Annotated in this window: 14 protein-coding genes and 5 pseudogenes; 9 read left to right on the top strand and 10 right to left on the bottom strand. The window is 68.5% G+C overall.

Going from position 1 to position 19,004, the window contains the following annotated elements:
- Window positions 1–116 precede the first annotated feature (116 nt).
- Window positions 117–404 (bottom strand): annotated as a pseudogene (locus SCNRRL3882_RS01065) (ISL3 family transposase); the annotation flags it as partial.
- Between the two features lie 31 nt (window positions 405–435).
- Window positions 436–1,011, bottom strand: coding sequence for a CGNR zinc finger domain-containing protein (locus SCNRRL3882_RS01060; RefSeq protein ID WP_010047244.1), 576 nt, complete (start codon window positions 1,009–1,011; stop codon window positions 436–438).
- A gap of 103 nt (window positions 1,012–1,114) precedes the next feature.
- On the opposite strand from SCNRRL3882_RS01060, the gene SCNRRL3882_RS01055 reads away from it, so the two are divergent.
- Window positions 1,115–2,287: an epoxide hydrolase family protein gene (locus SCNRRL3882_RS01055; RefSeq protein WP_010047241.1), complete on the top strand. Its 1,173-nt coding sequence runs from the start codon at window positions 1,115–1,117 to the stop codon at window positions 2,285–2,287.
- 238 nt (window positions 2,288–2,525) lie between these two features.
- Here the strand turns inward: SCNRRL3882_RS01055 and SCNRRL3882_RS42170 are convergent, their stop codons facing one another.
- The 3 genes and pseudogenes from SCNRRL3882_RS42170 to SCNRRL3882_RS01045 form a co-directional block, all read right to left on the bottom strand.
- A complete protein-coding gene (locus SCNRRL3882_RS42170) occupies window positions 2,526–2,657 on the bottom strand; it encodes a hypothetical protein (protein WP_267880850.1) in 132 nt (43 codons plus the stop codon).
- Between the two features lie 18 nt (window positions 2,658–2,675).
- Window positions 2,676–3,164 (bottom strand): alpha/beta hydrolase, encoded by a 489-nt coding sequence (locus tag SCNRRL3882_RS01050; RefSeq protein WP_010047240.1) that lies wholly within the window; start codon window positions 3,162–3,164, stop codon window positions 2,676–2,678.
- A gap of 178 nt (window positions 3,165–3,342) precedes the next feature.
- Window positions 3,343–4,526, bottom strand: a pseudogene (locus tag SCNRRL3882_RS01045) (IS701 family transposase); the annotation flags it as partial.
- 212 nt (window positions 4,527–4,738) lie between these two features.
- Between SCNRRL3882_RS01045 and SCNRRL3882_RS01040 the strand changes: the two are divergent.
- Window positions 4,739–5,143 (top strand): type II toxin-antitoxin system PemK/MazF family toxin, encoded by a 405-nt coding sequence (locus tag SCNRRL3882_RS01040; RefSeq protein ID WP_010047232.1) that lies wholly within the window; start codon window positions 4,739–4,741, stop codon window positions 5,141–5,143.
- 97 nt (window positions 5,144–5,240) lie between these two features.
- Here the strand turns inward: SCNRRL3882_RS01040 and SCNRRL3882_RS01035 are convergent, their stop codons facing one another.
- A complete protein-coding gene (locus tag SCNRRL3882_RS01035; protein WP_231911061.1) occupies window positions 5,241–6,464 on the bottom strand; it encodes a GNAT family N-acetyltransferase in 1,224 nt (407 codons plus the stop codon).
- A gap of 390 nt (window positions 6,465–6,854) precedes the next feature.
- Here SCNRRL3882_RS01035 and SCNRRL3882_RS01030 point away from each other — a divergent pair, with 390 nt between their 5' ends.
- The 3 genes from SCNRRL3882_RS01030 to SCNRRL3882_RS01020 are packed head-to-tail and all read left to right on the top strand — an operon-like array spanning window position 6,855 to window position 11,120.
- Complete coding sequence (locus SCNRRL3882_RS01030; protein ID WP_010047224.1) at window positions 6,855–9,098, top strand: MMPL family transporter; 2,244 nt, start codon at window positions 6,855–6,857, stop codon at window positions 9,096–9,098.
- A 7-nt stretch (window positions 9,099–9,105) separates the two neighbouring features.
- Window positions 9,106–10,431 carry a sensor histidine kinase gene (locus SCNRRL3882_RS01025; protein WP_010047221.1) on the top strand — a complete coding sequence of 442 codons (1,326 nt, stop codon included), beginning with the start codon at window positions 9,106–9,108 and terminating at the stop codon, window positions 10,429–10,431.
- Window positions 10,428–11,120 (top strand): response regulator transcription factor, encoded by a 693-nt coding sequence (locus SCNRRL3882_RS01020; protein ID WP_010047219.1) that lies wholly within the window; start codon window positions 10,428–10,430, stop codon window positions 11,118–11,120. The genes SCNRRL3882_RS01025 and SCNRRL3882_RS01020 overlap by 4 nt, the downstream gene beginning before the upstream one ends.
- A 360-nt stretch (window positions 11,121–11,480) precedes the next feature.
- Here the strand turns inward: SCNRRL3882_RS01020 and SCNRRL3882_RS01015 are convergent, their stop codons facing one another.
- The 4 genes and pseudogenes from SCNRRL3882_RS01015 to SCNRRL3882_RS00995 form a co-directional block, all read right to left on the bottom strand.
- Window positions 11,481–12,710 carry an FAD-dependent monooxygenase gene (locus tag SCNRRL3882_RS01015; RefSeq protein ID WP_010047214.1) on the bottom strand — a complete coding sequence of 410 codons (1,230 nt, stop codon included), beginning with the start codon at window positions 12,708–12,710 and terminating at the stop codon, window positions 11,481–11,483.
- Window positions 12,707–14,103: pseudogene (locus SCNRRL3882_RS01010) on the bottom strand (MFS transporter). The gene SCNRRL3882_RS01015 and the pseudogene SCNRRL3882_RS01010 overlap by 4 nt, the downstream one beginning before the upstream one ends.
- Window positions 14,104–14,120: 17 nt before the next feature.
- A pseudogene (locus SCNRRL3882_RS42345) lies at window positions 14,121–14,310 on the bottom strand (hypothetical protein); the annotation flags it as partial.
- Between the two features lie 905 nt (window positions 14,311–15,215).
- Window positions 15,216–15,476: pseudogene (locus SCNRRL3882_RS00995) on the bottom strand (IS701 family transposase); the annotation flags it as partial.
- 536 nt (window positions 15,477–16,012) lie between these two features.
- Here SCNRRL3882_RS00995 and SCNRRL3882_RS40650 point away from each other — a divergent pair.
- From SCNRRL3882_RS40650 to SCNRRL3882_RS00980, 4 genes are all read left to right on the top strand, one after another.
- Entirely contained in the window at window positions 16,013–16,120 is a 108-nt protein-coding gene (locus SCNRRL3882_RS40650; RefSeq protein ID WP_158688462.1) for a keywimysin-related RiPP, read from the top strand.
- A 138-nt stretch (window positions 16,121–16,258) separates the two neighbouring features.
- On the top strand, window positions 16,259–18,208 hold the full coding sequence (locus SCNRRL3882_RS00990) for a lasso peptide isopeptide bond-forming cyclase (protein WP_010047211.1): 1,950 nt from the start codon (window positions 16,259–16,261) through the stop codon (window positions 18,206–18,208).
- Window positions 18,209–18,212: 4 nt separating this feature from the next.
- Window positions 18,213–18,470, top strand: coding sequence for a lasso peptide biosynthesis PqqD family chaperone (locus SCNRRL3882_RS00985; protein WP_010047209.1), 258 nt, complete (start codon window positions 18,213–18,215; stop codon window positions 18,468–18,470).
- Between the two features lie 59 nt (window positions 18,471–18,529).
- Window positions 18,530–19,000 (top strand): lasso peptide biosynthesis B2 protein, encoded by a 471-nt coding sequence (locus tag SCNRRL3882_RS00980; protein WP_324604471.1) that lies wholly within the window; start codon window positions 18,530–18,532, stop codon window positions 18,998–19,000.
- The last annotated feature ends 4 nt before the right edge of the window (window positions 19,001–19,004 follow it).

Here is a 19,004-nt window from a genome sequence, read left to right as displayed (position 1 = left end):
CTCCAAACAGCCCGCCGGGGGCTGTCCCCGGGCGGAGCGGCGGAGGTGCTCGAGGCGCCCGGTGATCGCTTCAATCGGCCGCTGCTGGTACGGGGCGGCCGAAGAAGGCAAGAACGTCGAATGGGGATGGGATCGATGATCACCATGCGTACTTGTCGCCAAACCTGATGGGCCACCAGGCATGCGGTGAGGGCCATCGATCGGACGTCGCTTGCCTCGGCGAAGGTCGCGCTGTTCGCGGTATGCCAGGCCCCCCAGCCCTGCTGCGACGCGACTAACGGTGAGTTGATCGACCTCACCGCCCTGCGGTGCCCACTCCAGCCCGCCCCGGGAGACCTTCGCCCGCGGTGCAGCAGCGTCGTGGGGCGGTGGCCGAACGGCTCATGCGCCAGCCGCCGCGTGACGTGGGTCCCACTTGGATGTACTGAGGTACGATCACTCCGCTGATCTGGGGCTTTTTCGATGGTTGGCATTGAAGCGCGCCTTCTTCTGGCGATTCCCGCACGTGTTCATGTCACACCATTTGCGGGTGCGACTTCGGCTGGTGTCGAAGAAGGCGGCTTGGCAGGTTGGTGAAGCGCACAAGGCCAGTTTTCCGTCTCGTTCGCCCGCGATGATGCTGATCGCGTCGGCGGCGATCACGCTGAGGGCATCTTCCACGCAGGAATCTGAGCTGAGCCGCCATCGCCGCTTACCCTCCGGCGTCAGGACAGCCGCGGCCCGACCCTGAGTGCTGCAGTCATTGATGACCTGGACCGCAGATGCCGGGAGAGGATCCTGGATCGCGGCCGCTGTCGCAGCGGCGTGAATCGACTCCCTCAGTTCCCGAGCGAGGTCGAGCTGCGCAGTGGTGCAGGAGTCCACGGCGAGGCCGTTCACTGCCAGCCAGTCGACGAGTCGGTGTGGCGTGGGAATGCGCTCCACGGCGTTGCCGTGACGCTCCGACAGAGTGCCCGTGAAGCTGGTCGCCAGCACATTGCCGAGGCGGAAGTCAGGGAATCCAGCACGCATGGAACCACCTTAGCTGGTTGCGCGTCGGCATGAAGACACGCTAGAACCGTCTTAGCCGGTTCGCGAAAGGTCGTAGCCGGTTCCGCGATGGCCAGGAGGTCCCATGCCCCGTCCGACCAGCGACGTGCAAGCATTTGAAGCCCACGCAACTGACGCCGACCTCGACGAACTGCGCGCGCGACTGGCCGCGGCGCGACTACCGGAGGCCGAGACGGTCTATCGCGCCGCGCCAGACCCTCGCCGATGGGATCAGGGCGTTCCTCTCGCCGACCTCGTCGATGTCGTGGACTACTGGCGCACCGGGTACGACTGGCGGTCGTTCGAAGCGCGCCTCAACCGCATCGGCCAGTTCCGCACGACCATCGATGATCTGGGAATCCACTTCCTGCACCGCCGATCCGCGCGCCCGGATGCCACTCCTCTGATCTTGACGCACGGCTGGCCGGACAGCATTGCTCGGTTCATCGACGTAGTGGACGAGCTGGCAGATCCGAAAGATGCAGACGCGCCGGCGTTCCACGTCGTGGTCCCGTCGCTACCAGGCTTCGGTTACAGCGACAAGCCGGCCACCACCGGGTGGGGCACCGAAAAGATCGCGGCCGCATGGGTGGAACTGATGGGAAGGCTCGGCTACAACAGGTTCGCAGCCCACGGCGGTGACTGGGGAGGCAATATCACCACGGTTCTCGGCGGCAGGTTCCCGGCGCACGTTCTCGGCATCCACACGACGTTCGCGGAGGGACCGCCCGGATTGACAACGGACGGGCTGACGGCGGTGGAACGCGAGTGGACCGAGGAAACCCGCGATTTCTGGCGCCACCGCGCGGCGTACGCGAAGCAGCAGGCGACCCGACCGCAGACCATCGGCTACTCGCTCGTCGACTCACCGGTCGGGCTTCTTGCGTGGATCCTCGACAAGTTCGCGGAGTGGTCGGACACCGAAGACAGCCCGTTCGAGACGATTTCCAGGGACCGCGTTCTCGACGACGTCACCCTGTATTGGCTGACGCGGACCGGCGCATCGGCCGCCCGCATTTACTACGAAAGCCACAACTCGCTCGACCCCGAACTTCGAGTCGACGTCCCGTCGGCACTCACCATGTATCCCCGCGACGTCGAGAAGTGTCCGCGCCCCTGGGCACAGGAGCGGTACCGGCAGATCGTCCGATGGAGGTCGCCCGAAAGCGGGGGACATTTCCCGTCGCTGGAGGTTCCCGAGTATTTCGTCAAAGATCTGCAAGAGGGCCTCGCGGCAGTGCTGGCCGCTGATCGGTGAATGCGGCTCGGCGACCCGGCACTCGATCACTGTCTGATCCGGTTCAAGGACCACCGCAGTTCGGGGACCAGCGCGGACAGGAGGTCCACGGCCTCACGGATTTAGCGGTATACCGTGGCCCCTGGTCAAGCGAGTGATCTCAGTTGTGAACTCGCCGCCAGGAGCTTCACGCCTTTGTGCGACCAGGGTGCGGCCCCCCTCACCGCAGCCGACGCCAGGTTGGACAAGCAGGTATCGATCAATCCTCGCTAGGCCGCCACAGCCAGCGCAGAGCGTCCGGCAGCAGGACGCCGCCGTGGTTGGGGCTGTGTCCGCCGTCTCCCAGGACAAGGCGGAAGTCGTAGCCCGCTTCAGCGAGAGCGGCTGCCACGCGCAGGTTTTCGGCGAGTCAGTTCCGCTGCGGCTCATTCCAGTGCAGGTCGCGGTGGCCGCCTTGCATGAAGATGCGCAGCGGCTTGCGGGGGACGCGGGTGATGAGGTCTGGGAAGGGATTGCCGCCCGGCATCTGCGCGAAGCTGGACAGGTATCCGATGACGCGGCGGAACTTGTCCGGACGCAGCCACGCGGCGGTAAAGGCGCAGTTGCCGCCGCTGCTCCCGCCGCAGATGCCCCACCTTTCGGGCGCCAGGGCGATGGTATAGCGCTGCGCAACTCGCGGGATGATCTCGGTGAGGAGAAAGGTGACGTACTGGTCGTCGAAGGCGTCGTACTCGTTGTTGCGGTTCTTCGGGTTCTCCGCATCGGGGAAGACGCCAGGATCGACGAAAACGCCGATGGTGACGGGGATGTCGCCGCGGTGAATGAGGTTGTCCAGGACGATCGCGCCGCGTACCTCCCCTGCGGGGTCCAGGTACCACCACCCGTCCTGGAACACCATCAAGGATGAGGACCCTCCACCTCGCAGCTTCAGTGAGAGGTTGGAAAGGCTCAGTGTAGGAATTTCCTATCCTGGAAGACCTCGACGCCTACCCGTCAACACTGGTTGGAGAAGCCTCGGTGACCTCCATATTCGATGAACGGCTAGTACTCCAGCCGTAGATCGTGATCTTCGGGTCTGATTCGCTTGCTTGTCGGCGGTAATGGCTGGCCTGGGCTCGGGCCTGCTGGCGGCGTCGCCAGTCGGACCAGCCGAGCCGGTGGGCTGCACCGTGCACGGGCCGGACGACGAGCGTGGTGAACGGTCGCTGGATCTCGTTGCAGGTGAGCGGGATCAGCCCGTCCGGGGCGGAATGGCGGGCGTGTCCGTGAGCGCGGACGACGGCGAGAAAGGCGCGGGCGAGCATGACCAGGGTGACCCAGCGAGACCACGAGGTGAACCGGCGGACCTGGTGCTCGTCGGCGACCCGGCGACCCGCACCAGCGTGGCCAAAGGCACCGCAGCCGGCGACCGGCAACGGTAGTAAGTCAGTTCACCGGTGCTGCGGTTGCGGCGCGGATCAGCAGTTGGTGGCTGCCGAGGCGGGGTTCGGCCAGGCCGATGACGGCCCAGTCGTAGAAGCGGTGCCACTTGCCGCCGGCCCCTGCCGACAGCTTCAGCCAGGCCCACTTCGGCACCTTCACGGCCAGGGCATCTGCCCGGCCTTCCCCGCAGCCGTGGTGACTTCGGCCGAGCAAGCAACGGCGAGCACGTAGCCGACCTGGCGCCCTTCCGGCGCGGCCCGCAGCTTGAAGATGCCGCCGTAGACCTCATCGCCCGCGACCCAGCCCACACAGTGCCCGCTCAAGGAACCGGCCGATCATGCGGGCGGCCAGCTCCGGCTTGGTCGCGAAGACGGTGTCCTCGCCCAGTCCCGCCGCCCGGCAGCGGTCCGGGGTCGCACGTCCACGAGCGCGGGACGTACAGCTCGCGGTCGCTCGCCGCGTGTCCACGGCGGCCTGCATGGACGAGGTAGACAGCGACCTGAGCGTTTTCGATCCTCCCGGCCGTGCCGGTGTACTGGCGCTGGACACCCACGGTGTGCGTGCTCTTCTTCACGTCCCCGGTCTCATCGACGACCAGCACCGCATCGTCGTCGTGCAGATGTTCCAGCACGTACTCGCGCACGTCATCGCGTACGGTGTCGGCATCCCGCTTAGGCCCGCCGAGCAGGTGCTGCATTCCACGCGGACTGGCCTGCCGGGCCCGCTCGGCGATGCTCCAGCAGTTCTTGCGCGGCAGGTCCGACAGCAGCCCCAGCACCAAGTCCCGCACCCGACGCCGGGGTTCAACCCGCGCGAACCGGCCCGCTGTCCGGGACATCAGGACTTCGAACGTCTCCTGCCAGCGGGCAGGGTCTACGCTGTGACTCGCGGCCACCGCATGATCTTCAGTCTTCACACACCGATGATCAACGGTGGCTGCGCCCGTCTTCACCGGCCCTCGGTCACGACGTGCGAAGACGGGGCCGCATCCCTTCCGTGTCCCGCACGGGGCACGCAGCGTTCGCCCGCCGTCTCGTGCCAGGAGGACACATGCAACGCGGTGAAGTCTGGTGGGTCGACTTCGATGAGCGACGCCCGGTCGTGCTGCTCTCGGACGAGGAGTCATCCGGGTTTCAGGCGATGCAGGTCGTCGCGCCAGCGGGCGTCGACATCAGCGGCTTGGGCGTTGAAGTGGCCGTAGGAGCCCCGGAAGGACTGCCCTTCGACGGCGTGCTCCGGTTCGCGTTCCCGCGTCCAGGCTTTACTCCGTGCACATGGCTGACCACCGTGGCCCGGGACGACCTGATCGAGCGGGCGGGCGTGTTGTCCTCCGTGAAGCTCAGCGAGGTTGGAGAAGCCCTCCGTGCCGCTGGACAGAGGAGGGAGTGGACCCCGATGACAGCTGCCAGGATCAGCGAGATCAAAGATGCCCGCCGTCTCGAAGGACTCGAGTAGCGGACGCCTGTGCTGCCCAGCTCGATCTCGTCGACGACTGACCGCTGCCCCCTCTTCACCGCACTCCCGCAACAAGATCACGATCTACGCTGGAGTACTAGTAGCGGTCCAGGCGGTGGGCGTACGGGGCCGGCAGGGGCAAAGTGCTGCCTCCGGGAAACCAAGCCGAGCAGAGGTCGCGGTACCGGTCGGGCATCGCCACGCCCACCGCATCGGCGTCGCCGGTCGACCAGTGGCCGAGAAGCAGCCGGACGAGCGCCGTGTCATCGGGGATCAGATCGCCGCGTCGCAGTGCGGCGAGCGCCGTGTCGTAAATTTGGTCCGGCCGCTGTCCGCCGGCCCGCCGACGCAGCTCGGGCTCGAGCTTGCGCACCAGCGACGACCGGTTGAGAACCGCCGCCATCATGCCGCCGCTCGGTCGAAACCCGCGCTGCTCGGTGCAGCCCATATGGCGTGCCACGCGACCTACCAGGCTGTCGGCCGGCTCCCGGACCGTGAATTCGCTCAAGCGTCTCCGCCAACACAGCCGGGCGAGGGCCGCGAGCATACGGGCTGCCGTAGCTGCGTCCTCGGCCACCAACTCGTCCACGACCACCGACCCCAAGGGGTCGCCGAAGGCCCGGCCCTCCAGCACGGCATAGCCCGCGAGTGAGTCGTGGTTGCGCAGGACCAGGGTCTGTGACCCGGGCTTCCACGTGGCCTGGGGAACGAGCCGGTTCCAGCCGACGTGCCGTTCATGGGTCCAGGGCCGCTGAGCGTGAGCGGTGTTGTACAGACGGACCATCGCCGGCAGATCCGCGGCCGAGCCGCTGTCGAAACCCGGGACGGCAGCCGCCAGATCCTTCCCGGTCGCGCGTTCCACGTTGCGCACGGGGACGACCAGAGCCCCGTCCGCCACAGCGCCGACAAATCCGAACTTCTCGTACACCCCCTCGACACCGTCGGACACGAACGCGACGTCCACCCGCTGCGCCATGCCGACCAGCGCCCGGCGGAGGAGCCGGCTCATGTGTCCCTGTTGCCGGAACTCGGGCCGGGTCTCCACGCCGCCGATGCCTTCCGCGGCGACGGCGACCGCGCCGAAGCGGACGCGGAAGGAGAGCGCCTCGAGTTCGGCGACCGGTGCGCCTCCGTCGGTGTGCAACCGGCAGTAACGCGTCCGCAGACTGCGCACATCCTGGTTCGCGACTTCGGTGTAGCGGACGGCTGGCTCATGTTCCGACACGGATGTCCTCGGCTTTCCCGGTCGAGCAGCATCGCCCGGCGCTGCGACGTTCGTCGCGGAGTCCAGCGAGACCTTTACGTGCTTGATGCCGCTCAAACCTGCTCCAGGCTGTGCGTGGCCACCGTGACCACCGTGACCACCCGATCTGCGATTCTCGGACCAGCAGGCTGGGTTGTGCTCGCATGGCTCATGCGGTGTCCGTGTCGCAGCCCGAGTCCCGGTGGGACACCGTCGGCGCGCCCCACTCGGTCACGGCCGTGACAGTCCGGCTATAGCCCAGGCCACTGAACTCCAGGTCAAGTCCCGCCCGGCGGCCCAAGTCGGCCTGTAGTGCGCAGGCACTAGGGCACGTGAGCGGCTGGTGCGGGCGCACCAGGGGAAGACGGTGGCGGGGGGCGATGCCCGGCGGGGCGCTGGAGCGGAGGGTTGGAGGAGCGTGAATCTCGCACATTCCCCTTGCCTAGCGGCGTCTGGAGTGATCGACAGGTGGCGACCTTTCTTTACCGGATCGGACGGTGGGCCTTCCGGCGGCGCCGGCTCGTGGGTGGTCTGTGGCTGGGTGTCCTGTTGCTGGCCATTGGCGCCGCCGCCATGGCGCCGACCGGGGAGGAGGAGGACCTCTCCATGCCCGGCACCGAGTCGCAGAAGGCGTTCGACCTGCTGGACGAGCGCTTCCCCCAGAGCAACTCCCAGGGCGCCGAGGCCCGTTTGGTGTTCCAGGCTCCGGACGGGCAGCGGGTGACGGCCAGGGAGAACAAGGCGGCCGTCGAGGACACGCTCGGCTCGCTGGACGGGGGCGATCAGGTCGCGTCGACCACCAACCCCTATGAGACCGGCGCTGTCAGCGAGGACGGCACCATCGCCTACTCCACGATCACCTACACCGCGGACGCCGTCGACCTGACCCAGCCGACGAAGAGCGCCCTCGAGGACGCCGCGAGCCGGGCCCGGGACGCGGGGCTGACCGTGGAGATCGGCGGCTCGGCCCTGGACGCGGAGGAGGAACCGGGCGGTACGACGGAGATCATCGGCGTGGCGGTGGCGGCGGTGGTACTGGTCCTCGCCCTCGGGTCACTGGTCGCGGCCGGACTGTCGCTGCTGACCGCCCTCGTGGGCGTGGCCATCGCCTTCGGCCTGGTCTCCGCGCTGGCCGTTCCACTGGGCCTGACGTCCACCGTCGCCATCCTGGCACTGATGTTGGGCCTTGCGGTCGGCATCGACTACGCACTCTTCGTCACCTCCCGCTTCCGCGACGAGCGCGCCCGGGGCAGCGAGCCGGAGGAGGCCGCCGGCCGGGCGGTGGGCACAGCCGGATCCGCCGTCGTCTTCGCCGGTGCGACCGTCTTCATCGCCCTGGCCGGGCTGGGGGTCGTCGGAATACCCGAACTCACCAAGATGGGCATGGGCGGCGCGGGCGCCGTGGCCCTTGCCGTACTCGTCGCACTCACCCTGGTCCCCGCGCTGTTCGGCTTCTTCGGTCGGCGGGTACTGTCCCGTGCCGTCCGCAAGACCACCCGGCCGGGGAGCGAGCGCCCGCACCGGGTGCCCACCGCGGTCGGCCGGCCTGGGCTCGGCACCCGCTGGGCGCGGTTCGTGCTGCGCAGGCCGGTGCCCGTGCTGTTGATCGCCGGACTCGGTCTCGGGGCCGTCGCGCTACCGGCGCTGAGCCTCGAACTCGGGCTGCCCGGAGACGAGTCCAAGTCGGTGGAGACCACCCAGCGCCGTGCCTACGACCTGCTGTCACAGGGCTTCGGCCCCGGCTTCAACGGCCCGTTGACCGTGGTCGTGGACACGTCGGAGTCCGCGGACCCCCGGGCCACCTCGGAGCTGGTCGTCAAGACCGTACGGGGAGTGGACGGGGTCGCGTCGGTCGGTGAGCCGGTGCTCAGCCGGAGCAAGGACACGGCGGTTCTCACCGCCGTCCCGCAGACCGCGCCGAACAGCGGCGAGACCAAGGACCTGGTGCACGCGATCCGGGGCGCGGTCTTGGGCGTCGAGGCCGACACGGGCGCCGCCATCCTCGTGACCGGCACCACCGCGATGAACATCGACATCTCCGAAGCCATGTCAGACGCCCTCATTCCCTACCTGACCGTGGTCATCGGCCTGGCGGTGCTCCTGCTGACGGTGGTCTTCCGCTCGGTCCTGGTCCCGGTCAAGGCCGCGCTCGGCTTCCTGCTGTCGGTGGGGGCCGCCTTCGGCGTCCTCGTCGCCGTCTTCCAGTGGGGCTGGGCGGCGGACCTGGTCGGCATCGAGCAGACCGGACCGGTCATGTCGCTGATGCCGATTCTCATCATCGGCATCGTGTTCGGCCTCGCCATGGATTACGAGGTCTTCCTCCTCACCCGGATGCGGGAGGCCTACGCCCATGGCGCGTGCCCCGGCGAGGCGATCGTCAACGGTTTCCGGCACAGCGGACGTGTGGTGGCCGCGGCGGCGATCATCATGATCAGCGTGTTCGCCGGATTCATCGGGATGAGCAGTCCGACCATCCAGACGATGGGTGTCGGCCTGGCCGCCGCCGTCGCCTTCGACGCCTTCGTGGTCCGGATGGCGATCGCACCCGCGGTCCTGGCACTGCTCGGCCACCGGGCCTGGTGGCTGCCTCGTATCCTGAACCGTGTGCTGCCGAATGTGGATATCGAAGGTGAGGCACTGAGCCGGCACGTCCCGGTCTCCGCGACCGGGCCGAACGCGGCGGTGCGGCGGCTCCCCGTAGGCCGGGACTGAGCCGGCCATGACGAAACCGGGTGGCGGCGGGCCACGGCCACGCGGTGCGTGGTGGCGGGAGGCAGCGATCACGGCGACGGCGTTCGCGTTCTGTCTGCTCGGTGGTGTGATACAGGTCGACGACACGCTGTCAGCGCCGCCTGCCGCCGCCTACGTCGTCGCCGTGGTGTCCTGTGCCGTACTGCCGGTGCGGCACCGGGCACCCCTGGCCGCCCTGACGGCCACGACCGCGGTCGGCGTGCTGGTGCCGCCCCTGGGCCTCCTGCTGACCCCACTCATCGTGGCCCCCGTAGTGATCACCGCCTACTCCTACGCGCTCGCCGCGCGCACCGAACGGCGCGCGGCGAGCGCGGTGTTGCTCACCTCCACGGTGCTGGTTGCCTCCATCCCCTTGTTCGGGGACTTCTCGTGGAAAGACGCGAGCCGGATGGCAGTGGTGGCCGTGTTTCCTCTGGTGGCCGGCGTACTCGGTCACTCGGTGCAGAACCGACGGGCCTACCTGGCGGCCGTGGAGGAGCGGGCCCGGCGGGCCGAGCAGAGCCGGGACAGCGAGGCGCGCCGGCGAGTGGCCGAGGAACGGGTGCGCATCGCCCGGGAACTGCACGACCTCGTGGCCCATCAGATCACCCTGGCCAACGCGCAGGCCACGGTCGCCGCCCACCTCTTCGACACCCGCCCGGAGCAGACCCGCATGAGCCTCAAGGAGCTCGTCGAAACCACCGCGGACGCGCTCGACGACCTGCGGGCCACGGTCGGTCTGCTGCGTCAGTCCGGGGACGCGGCCACGCCCGCCGAACCGGCGCCCGGGCTGTCCCGGCTTTCCACGCTCCTCGAGTCCTTCCGCCGCGCGGGTCTGGAGGTGTCGGTCCAACAGGAGGGCACGGCCAGGCCGCTGCCGCCGGGAGTGGACCTCACCGCCTACCGCATCGTCCAAGAGGCCCTGACCAACGTGACCAAACACGCCGGCACCGGTAGCGCCCGGGTACACCTCGTCTGGAACCGCGATCGCGTGACCATCACCGTCGCCGATGACGGCCAGGGCTCCGGCACGGCGCCGACCGCATCCACGGGACCGGGTGCGTCCACGGCGGCGGACCGTCCGCCCGGTTACGGTCTGATCGGAATGCGTGAACGTGCCACCGCGGTCGGGGGACACCTCTCCGCGGGCAGGCGCCCGGAGGGCGGCTTCCTCGTCTCCACCCAGCTGCCCCTCCCGCCCGCCAAGGGCACGACGCGGAGAACTGACGGAGCAACAACCATCGAGGGGCGAATGGGCGACGGAGGGTCAGGCAACGGACGGACGGGCGACGGCGATACGAGGGATGCGCCGTGACGCTCCGGGTGCTGCTCGCCGACGATCAGGCCCTGCTGCGCGGTGCCTTCCGGATGCTTCTCGACAGCGCCGACGACATCACCGTGGTCGGCGAGGCCGCTGACGGCAGGGAGGCGGTGAGACTCACCCGGGAGCTGCGCCCGGACGTGGTGGTCATGGACATCCGTATGCCCGAGGTGGACGGTCTCACCGCCACGTCGGAGATCTGCGCGGACCCGGAACTGCGGGCCAGCCGCATCCTCATTCTCACCACGTACGAGACAGACGAGTACGTCGCACAGGCGCTGCGCGCCGGGGCCGGCGGCTTCATCGGCAAAGGCATCGGGGCCGAGGACCTGTTGGACGCCGTGCGTACGATCGCCGACGGCGACACCCTTCTGTCTCCCGCCGCCACCCGCTCCTTGGTGGCCCGTTTCCTGGCCACACCGGAGGTAGTTTCGCCGCACCACTCCGAACAGCTCGCGGCGCTCACTCCGCGAGAACGCGAGATGGTGGCTGCGGTTGCGACCGGCTTGTCCAACCAGGAGATCGCCGAGCGGATGTTCCTCAGCCCCTTCACCGTTCGCGCCCACGTACAGCGCGCCATGACGAAGCTGGAGGCCCGCGACCGGGCGCAACTCGTCGTCATCGCCTACCGGACGGGCCTGGCCCAAGCCGGCCCCGCAGGCGGCGCGGACCGCCTCTCGTAGTCCGAAACCGGCAGAGCGTGCCGGTCCGCGGTCTGAACACCCCTGGCCGCGACATTGTGGACGCCGCTGGCCACTCCCGTCATCACCGCTACCCGGCATCTCGATCGGGGAGCGGGCCTGCTGTTCGGGGTGGGCAACAGGTCGCCGCGGCGGCGGTCGACGTCCCCGCGGCTTGGGACAGCAGGCGTTGTAGTCACTCCCAGGGGGAGTGCCCCGCGAATTCGGCGAGTTACCAGCTGTTCATGGGGCCCATGGAGCCGAGCAGGCCGCGCACGTAGTCGCACATCCGGCCTGCCGTCCCCCTGCCCTCCCCCCACCCAAGCCTTCGAACAGCGGAAATGGAGAAGTCCGGCTGGACAATCAGGTCACGGCATCGGCCGCGAACTCGGGCAGCGTCAGGGCTGAGTGGGCCGGTCGTGCGCTCGCGGAGGGCATGGTGACGAGGTCACGCAAAATGGTGTTGCGTTGCTCCAGGGCCCGCACTGTGGTGGGGAAGAGCGTGGCCGCACCGTTGTCGACCAGTGCCTGGTTCATGGCTACGAACTCGCGCATGTCGCGCTCGTAGGCGGCGAAGGCCGCAGTGTAATCGCGGTGTGTGGCCAGGGCGTTGGCGAGCATGTAGGCGCCGACCAACGCAAGGCTTGTGCCTTGTCCGGTGAGGAACGAGGGCGCGTACGCGGCGTCGCCGACGAGCGCGGCGCGGCCGCTGGACCAGTGGGGCATACGGATCTGACCGGCCGTGTCGAAGAACAGGTCATCCGCGTCGCGCATGGCCTGGATCAGGCCAGGGACTTCCCATCCCGCTCCTGCGAAGATCGTGGCGACCAGGTCCCGCTGGGCGTCGGGGTCCCGGAGGGCATCGACCGGCGGTTCTGGTTGGTGGAAGTTCAGGAAGGCGTGCAACTCGTCGTTGTCCCCGACGGCGTAGAGGGCCGCGGCTTTCCCCGGCGTGTTCCACAACACGAGCTCGCGGGCGAGCCCGAAGGTGTTCGGCATGGTGAATATGGCGAAGCAGTAGCCGAGGTAGCGGTGGAACTGTTCCTCGGGGCCGAACAGGGACTCCCGGGTATGTGAGTGCATACCGTCGGCGCCGACCACCAGGTCGAAGGTGCGCCGTTGCCCACTGTGCAGACGAACCTCGACCCCTCGTTCGGACTGGTCGAGGGTGTCGATGGAGTCGCCGAACAGGAATTCCACGTCGTCGCGAACTATCGCGTAGAGGTTCGCGGCCAGATCCCCCCGACGCACCTCGAGGTCCTGTCCCTCGACACCGCCGGCAACGGCACGCGGGGTGAGCGAAGCCACCTCACTGCCATCGGCGTTGAGGAAAGTGAAGCGACGCGAGTCGATGTGCGCGTCCTGCAGGTGCGGCAGAATTCCCATCCGCCGGACCACCTCTATCGCGGTACCGCGGACATCGATCGGGTAACCACCGTCGCGCAGTGCGCCTGCCTTCTCCACCACGGTGACCGCGAATCCGGACCGGTGCAGCCAGTACGCCAGCGCGGGTCCGGAGATACTCGCCCCGGAGATCAGAACTGTGCGCTTCGCGGTAGTACTCACGTCCATCGACAGCCCGGTAGACGTCATGCCTGGACTCCTTTCTTCGTGATGCGGACAACGAGCAGTGACAGCGCGGCGACGAGGCCGGCGACGGCGAAACCTGTGACGAAAGCCGATTCGGCCGGCCGGCCCGTCATCGGCTCGGCTCCGGCGTCGAGGATCGCGCCGGCGAGCTGGGCGCCCAGGGCGACGCCGATCACGCGAGTCACCACGAGCAGGCCGGTGGCGATGCCGATGTCCTTGGTCTCGATGGCGGTGGCCGTGCCGGCAAGCAACGCCGTGGTACCGACGCCCGCGGCGAACGCGGTCAGCACCTTCGCGAGGACGAGCTGCCATTCCGCGGTGTGCAGCGACGCCAGGGCGATCATCGTGGCGGCCGTGACGACGGTGCCCACGATGACCACGGCACGCGGACCGAAACGCCGCGCCGCGATCCCGCCGACCGAATCACTTACCGCCCCGGCGATGGCGCCGGGCAGCAGGAACAGTCCGATGTCGGTGGTGCTGGCTCCGAATCCGTACCCCTCGGCCGATACCGCGAACAACTGCGGGAGGAGAAAAGCACCATCCCGGAACTGGCGGTCATGACGAAGGTGAGCACGCATGCGTTCCACATAGCCGGCTTTGCCAGCATGCGTAGATCGACCATCGGCGAGGCTGCCCGGCGCTCGACGACGACCCACCCGCTCGCGAGGGCGACCACGACCACCGCGATGGCACCGACCGCAAGTGACGGCACGCCGCCGTCCCTCGTCACCGTCACGAGCCCGAGCATGAACGCGAGCAACGTGCCACTCAGCAGAACCGTGCCAGGCCAGTCGATCCCGTCGTCCGATTGGATCGGCGGATCATGCGGCATCAGCCGAGTCACGCCCAACGTGGTGGCGATGATCGCGATCGTCGGTAGCGCGAACATCCACTGCCAGGACAGTCCTTCCGCGATCGGCCCGGCACACAACGTCCCCACCATGCCGCCGCCCGTGAACAGCGCGACGACCAGCCCGATCGCCGCCTGTGACTCTCCTGCCGTGAGGTGTTTGCGCACCAGGATGAATGAGAGGGGCAGCGCACCCACCATGACGCCCTGCAATACCTGACCGACCAACAACACCGGCAGGTTCGGCGCGAGGCTGGCCATCAGACCACCCACCGAGACCACACCCATCAGCCGGACCAACACCCGCTTTCCGCCGTAGCGGTCGCCGAGTTTTCCTGCGACGGGTGTGATGACCGCGCCGGTGATGAGTAATGCGTTGCCGATCAAGGCCCCTTCGGAAGGACTGACCCCCAGCTCACGTTGCAGCAGCGGGAGCGCAGGCTCCACCACTGACTGCAGGGTGCCGAGGGCGAGTGCCAAGATGCCGAGGACACCGATCGGCAGCCACCCGATGCGGGCCGGGGAGACCACGGCTTCGGACAGGGACGCCCTTTTCACTGTCGCTCGTCCAGCAAATCGAACGCCTTCTGAGACTCGGCGCCGGGCATGAAGAGGCCCTCTTCCGCCCCCGCCGGCGCCACGGCGGCAGCGGCGACGACCAGCACCGCCAGGACCCCCCAGCCACAGACCACCCACGAGCCGACGCCGCCGGAAGGCCCACCGCCCGATCCGGTAAAGAAAAGCCGCCACCTGCGAATCACTCCAGACACCACTGGACAAGAGGAATGCGCGAGATCCCGCGCGCCTCCCACACTTCCCTCCGGCGCCCTGACGGGCATCGTCCCCCGCACCCGTCTTGGCCTGGTGCACCCGGACCAGCCACTCACCTGTCCTGGTGCCTACGCACTACAAGCCGACTCGGGGCGGGGCGAGGCTTGACCAGGAGTTCGGACCCGTGTGCTCAGGTAGTTCGCCCACCGGCTCCCGGTTAAGAGAGAGGTGCGTGTCCCACGCATGGGCAGGCAGTCGAAGAAGTCGTCCCGGAAGTGTGACGCCACTGAGGACGCCTTCCGTCGGACGCCGTTTTGCAGGAACTCACTTCCCACGGCCTTCGCACTGGCCAAGTGCCTCTATGGGCGGAGGAAATTTTCGGCTCGCCCTGCAACTCCACTACCCACCTGCGCGGCACCACCACGACCCCGTCGTGTCGTCGGTGCGTCTGACGATCTCCCGCGAGAGGCGGAGCTTCTCGCGGGCCCAGTCGACTGGGCTTCCGGCATAACCGCCGTCCGCCCACACCAGGCGGTGGGAGGAGTTCAGGCCGGGCCGTGGCCCCGCCCGGTCACTGTGCCTGCGCCGACCGACTCCTCGAGGCCGCGGCGACGCCGCCGGCACCACGCTGGAACAACTCCCACACCTCATCCCGCACCAGTCGCTCAATGATCCCCACCACGCTCGGATCCCCACCACGCTCGCAGCCTGCCGAGCCAATGAGATGACCTCTGATACTGCAGCGGTGTTTGCACTGATTGCTGGGCGGTTTTCAGGGGCTGTGTCCGCGTCGTTTGCAGTGACTGATGCGGGCTTGGTGTTGGCGTCTACGGCGCCATGTCGACCAGTGCAGGATGTGGCCGTTGGGGGGTGGGACGGCGGCCGGTGAGGCGGGCGTGGGCGGGCATCGCCAAGGTAATGTGGCGGCGCCAGCCGGGATAGCGGCGGACCCGGTAGTCGTCCAGGCCGCACTCCTGCTTGCCGGTCTGGAACCATTCCTCGACAGCCGAGCGGCTGCCTGCGATGCGTATGAGTTCGTCCAGCGTGGTGTCGGCCGGACAGTAGGCGACGTAGTGGGAGATCTCCTCGGGTCGGCTGACGCTGCGGCGGGCGAGGACCCAGTGACGGCGCTCTTCGCGGTGCCAGGCGAGCCTGCGAGGACGGCACGAAACGAGCGGGTCAACGTACTGCGACGCTGAGACCTTGAAATGGCCTGAATCGTGGCGCGCACGGCAGCGCTGGCCGCAGCCTGGCTGACACGACAGGACGTACAGCATGGCCCGCCTCACGGATGCCACCCGCCTGTTGTAGTCCCCACCGTCAGGCCGTTGACCAGGAGAAATGCAGAAGGCGACTGGATGGTAGGGCTTGCCGGGTCATCACGCGATTTGATTGTGGCGTCGTCCGAGGTGACGGACTCATGATGCCGGCACGTGTGCATTCGCGGCCGCTCGCCCTGCCGTCGCGGGGGCGCAAAGGGTTGTCCACCCGTAGCGCACTTGAAATGCGCGCCCCCTAAGTGCCACTCAATGTCAATGGAATGCTATTGCGATATCACGCTAGTCGCACTTATTGTTGTCCTTCGGATTTCCCGCTTTCGACTTCCGTGATGGCAGTCGCTGAAATCCGAAGCACAGGCGCCTTTTGTGCACACCGTCCCTGCGTGAAAAGGAGAAAGACCATGACCTACGAGCGCCCCACCCTCACCAAGGCCGGCAGCTTCCGCAAGGTCACCGGCATCAAGAACACGGGCCCGAAGGACGTCCTCGGCGGCAAGCAGCTCCTCTGACAGAGGCCACTCGCGACCGCGGAGCGGTCCGGGCATCGCGCGTACGGCCGGTCGCTAAGCCGGTCCGGCCATCGGGTGGCGGCAGCCGGCCGCCACCCGCCCTCTGTTCCGAGCATCGCCGACCGGAGACCGTGGCCCATGGATCAGTCCTTGTCACTCCAGGCCGTATCCGCCTGGTTCGTCGTCCTGCCCGACACCGACGCGGCCGGGGCCCTCGCTGCCAAGGCGCTCTGCTACTCGGACCGGAGCCTGCCGCATGCGTCAGGGCGCCCATGGCTGGTGGGCCGCTGGGCACCGGAGACCGTCGTGATGGCGGAGCACGGCGGGACGCGCGTCGCGGTGATCGGCGAACACGCCGTCACGGCGCGGGACGCCGAGCGGGCCGCCGCCGCGGCCGACGGCGCCGCCTCGCTGACAGCGGTGGACCGCGCGGCCGACTGGCCCGGCAGCTTCCACCTGATTGTCAGCGGCGGCGGCCGTGTACGGATGCGGGCCGGTGCCGTGGATCTGCGCCGTGTGTTTCATGCCCGGACCGGCACGCCCGGCCACGGACCGGTGAGCGTGGCGTCTGACCGGGCTGATGTACTCGCCGAACTGGTGGGTGCCGAACTGGACGAGAGGCGAATCGCCCTCGAACTGCTCACCCTCGGCGCGCCGTATCCCAGCGCGGGGGATCCGCTGTGGCGCGGTTTACAGGCCGTGCCCGGCGGGCACTGTCTGACGCTCCACCCCGACGGGCGAACCTGCACCATGCGGTGGTGGTCACCGCCTGACCCCGTCGTCCCGCTCGCCATCGGCGCCGCGCGTCTGAGGGAAGCCCTCACCGAAGCGGTCGAGGTGCGCACCCGCGGGCGCGACCTGGTGACGTCGGACCTGGGAGGGCTCGACTCAACAGCATTGTGCTGCACCGCGGCACGCGGGGGCGCCAAGGTCGTCGCCTACACCGCCGCCCTCCATGACGAGGCCGGTGACGACGTGTACTGGGCCGAGCGGACCGTCCAAGCGCTGAACGGCATCGAACATCACGTCGTACCCGCCCAGAAAGTGGCCATGACGTTTCTCGGGATCGACGCCCTTGAGGACGTCCTGGACACACCCAGCATCCTCACCGTCGACCGTAACCGCCGGATGGGCATCGTGGAACTGGCGGCCGCCCGCGGGTCCGGCCTCCACCTCATCGGCCTGGGCGGCGACGAGCTCCTGGCCGGCACGCCCGCCCGTCTGCATACGCTGCTGCTCACCCACCCCCTCATCGCCGTGCAGGCCGTGCGGGGATACGCCGCCAAGTACCGCTGGTCCCGGCGGAGAGTGCTGCGCCAGCTTCTGGACCGGAGCCCCTACCGGGCGTGGCTCGACCAGGTGGCCCGCGATCTGACCGAACCGGCGGTGCCCGACAACGAGCCGTTGCTAGGCTGGGCGATTCCGCCCCGGATGCCGCCCTGGGCCACACCCGATGCCCTCACCGCAGCGCGCGAACTACTCCGTGCGGCGAGGTCCGAGGTCCGACCCCGGGGCAGGGGACACGGCGAACACCGCGAGCTGGTCGCGATGGACGGCATCTCCCAAGTGGCTCGGCACATCGGGCAGATGGCCGCTCCGCTGGGAATCGCCGTCAGCGCCCCCTACTACGACACCCGCGTCATCGAGGCGGCCCTCGCCGTCCGGCCGCAAGAGCGGATCACCCCGTGGTGCTACAAGCCGCTCATCGTCGAGGCCATGCGCGGCATCGTCCCGGAAGCCAGCCGCAGCCGCGACACCAAGGCGAACGCCACGCTCGAGGAGGAAGCGGGGCTGCGCGAGCATCGCCGTGCACTGCTGGCCCTGTGCGAGGACTCCCGGCTCGCCCGGCTCGGCCTGGTCGACGAGCGGGTGCTGCGTGAATGGTGCCGTCGTGCTCTCTCCGCAGAGAAGGAGAGTTATCTGCTGCACCCGACCATCGCCTGCGAAGTCTGGTTGCGCTCACGGGAGATGACGCCACCACCCGTTCGCCGGGCCGCGCCGTCCAGCCGTCGGAACACCGCCCCGCCCCACCCCTCTTCTGTATCCGCGGCTCTGTCCGCCGCCAACCGAGAGAACCGAGAGAGGTGAACCGGTGTTTGCCCTGAAGCCCGGCGTCCTGATGACCGAGACCGAGTACGGCATGGCACTGCTCGACCAGCGGAGCACCGAGTACTGGACCCTCAACCCGACCGCTGCCATCGTCCTGCAGGCGCTCCTCGACGGCCACGGCGCGGAGCGCGCAGTCGAGGTCCTGACCACACGGTACGAGAACGTCGACGTCGACCGGGCCACCGAGGACGTCCGCCGCATCGTCGAAGAGCTGTGTTCCGCAGGACTCCTCATCTCTTGAGCCCCAATCCCGGCCTGTCGGTGCGCAATCCATGCGTCCGCCTGATCCGTCCTTCGGCTATGGCCGTACAGGCCGTCTGCCCAGCCCCGTCCGTCCAGACCGGAGAGCCACGCATGTCAACGTCGGAGGCGGTCCCGTACCGCCCACGCTCCGTCCCACCGGCCCGCCGTTTCCTGGCCCGGGTGGTCGTGTGTTGCGCCCATGTGCTGGCCACGCAACCGCCCGACCGTATCCGCGCTGTCCTGCGTCGGCTGCGCCGCGGCGCCAGGCCCGCGACCCTCGCCGAGGCAAGCACGGCACGCGAGACAGTGCTCGCCGTGAGCCTCGCCGCAGGAGGCCACAAGGGATGCCTGTCCAGGTCCCTGGCCACCGTCCTGCTGTGCCGTGTATACGGCCAGTGGCCCACCTGGTGTGTAGGAGTGCGTAGCCGCCCGCCGTTTGCGGCACACGCTTGGGTGGAGGCCGAAGGGGTCCTCGTCGGTGAGGGAGCCTCGCCTGACTACTTCCGGCGCTTCTTCGCGGTGGAGTGAGCCG

The organism is Streptomyces chartreusis NRRL 3882, from assembly GCF_900236475.1.
Classification (GTDB): Bacteria; Actinomycetota; Actinomycetes; order Streptomycetales; family Streptomycetaceae; genus Streptomyces; species Streptomyces chartreusis_D.
The sequence above is the reverse complement of the archived record's forward strand: the minus strand, read 5'-3'. Positions and strand labels throughout refer to the sequence as shown.

What these genes read in the sequence shown, in the direction of transcription:
- SCNRRL3882_RS01015 (WP_010047214.1), bottom strand. Translation starts at nt 12,710, where the DNA reads ATGACGTCTACCGGGCTGTCGATGGACGTGAGTACTACCGCGAAGCGC.
- SCNRRL3882_RS01050 (WP_010047240.1), bottom strand. Translation starts at nt 3,164, where the DNA reads ATGGTGTTCCAGGACGGGTGGTGGTACCTGGACCCCGCAGGGGAGGTA.
- SCNRRL3882_RS01060 (WP_010047244.1), bottom strand. Translation starts at nt 1,011, where the DNA reads ATGCGTGCTGGATTCCCTGACTTCCGCCTCGGCAATGTGCTGGCGACC.
- SCNRRL3882_RS00980 (WP_324604471.1), top strand. Translation starts at nt 18,530, where the DNA reads ATGGCCGTACAGGCCGTCTGCCCAGCCCCGTCCGTCCAGACCGGAGAG.
- SCNRRL3882_RS00990 (WP_010047211.1), top strand. Translation starts at nt 16,259, where the DNA reads ATGGATCAGTCCTTGTCACTCCAGGCCGTATCCGCCTGGTTCGTCGTC.
- SCNRRL3882_RS01025 (WP_010047221.1), top strand. Translation starts at nt 9,106, where the DNA reads ATGACGAAACCGGGTGGCGGCGGGCCACGGCCACGCGGTGCGTGGTGG.
- SCNRRL3882_RS01055 (WP_010047241.1), top strand. Translation starts at nt 1,115, where the DNA reads ATGCCCCGTCCGACCAGCGACGTGCAAGCATTTGAAGCCCACGCAACT.
- SCNRRL3882_RS40650 (WP_158688462.1), top strand. Translation starts at nt 16,013, where the DNA reads ATGACCTACGAGCGCCCCACCCTCACCAAGGCCGGCAGCTTCCGCAAG.
- SCNRRL3882_RS01040 (WP_010047232.1), top strand. Translation starts at nt 4,739, where the DNA reads ATGCAACGCGGTGAAGTCTGGTGGGTCGACTTCGATGAGCGACGCCCG.